The sequence below is a fragment of the Micromonospora sp. NPDC049048 genome (genome assembly GCF_043197615.1).
Taxonomy (GTDB): domain Bacteria; phylum Actinomycetota; class Actinomycetes; order Mycobacteriales; family Micromonosporaceae; genus Micromonospora.
In genome coordinates this window covers 1-1,132 of the sequence record NZ_JBICTM010000037.1, presented here as the reverse complement: position 1 = coordinate 1,132, position 1,132 = coordinate 1, and the positions used below count along the sequence as shown (strand labels likewise).

Here is a 1,132-nt window from a genome sequence, read left to right as displayed (position 1 = left end):
TGGTGGGGCGGTTGGATGCGGGTGGGGGGACGCGTCCGGTGTTGGGTCGGGCGGTGCGTCCGGAGTTGGTGCCGTTGTCGTTCGCGCAGCGTCGTTTGTGGTTCGTGCATCAGTTGGAGGGTTTGAGTTCGACGTACAACATGCCGTTGGTGTTGCGTTTCGGTGGTGGTGTGGATGTGGCGGCGATGCGGGCGGCGGTGGGGGATGTGTTGCGTCGGCATGAGTCGTTGCGGACGGTTTTCCGTGAGGTTGGTGGGGTTCCGTGTCAGGTGGTGGAGCCGGTGGGTGATGCTGGCTCGTGGCTGTCGGTGGTGCCGGTGTCGGCGTCGGATTCGGGTCAGGTGGTGCAGGGGGCGGCCCGGTATTGTTTCGATCTGGCGGTCGAGCGTCCGATTCGGGTGACGTTGTTTGCGGTGGATTCCGGTGAGTTCGTGTTGCTGGTGTTGTTGCACCATATTGCGGGTGACGGTTGGTCGTTGGCGCCGTTGTGTCGGGATCTGCTGGTCTCTTATGAGGCGCGGTGTGTGGGTGGGGTCGCCGATTTGCCGGGGTTGCCGGTGCAGTATGCGGATTACGCGTTGTGGCAGCAGGAGTTGCTCGGTGATGAGGGTGATCCGCAGAGTGTGGTGTCGCGTCAGGTGTCGTTCTGGCGTGGTTATCTGGCGGGTGCGCCGGAGGAGATCGTGTTGCCGTTGGATCGGCCGCGGCCGGCGATGGCGTCGTATCAGGGGTCGGCGGTGCCGTTCCGGTGGGATGCCGATTTGCATGCTGGTCTGGTCGAGGTGGCGAGGTCGACGCACACGACGGTGTTCATGGTCGTTCAGGCGGCTTTGGCGGTGTTGTTGTCGCGTTTGGGTGCGGGTTCGGATATTCCGATCGGTACGGCGGTGGCCGGTCGTTCGGACGAGGCTCTGGATGATGTTGTCGGGTTCTTCGTGAACATGCTGGTGTTGCGGACCGACGTGTCGGGGGATCCGTCGTTCCGGGAGTTGTTGGTGCGGGTGCGGGAGTCGGATCTGGCGGCGTTCGCGCATCAGGATCTGCCGTTCGAGCGGCTGGTGGAGATCATGAATCCGCCGCGGTCGTTGGCGCATCATCCGTTGTTCCAGGTCGTGTTGAACTCGGACGGTAA

The 1,132-nt window shown here is 63.3% G+C and carries 1 protein-coding gene; it reads left to right on the top strand.

Going from position 1 to position 1,132, the window contains the following annotated elements; genetic code table 11:
• Positions 1-53 precede the first annotated feature (53 nt).
• Positions 54-1,132, top strand: a 1,079-nt coding sequence (locus ACGFIG_RS30755; protein ID WP_393008889.1) for a condensation domain-containing protein, incomplete at its 3' end; no start/stop codon positions are given.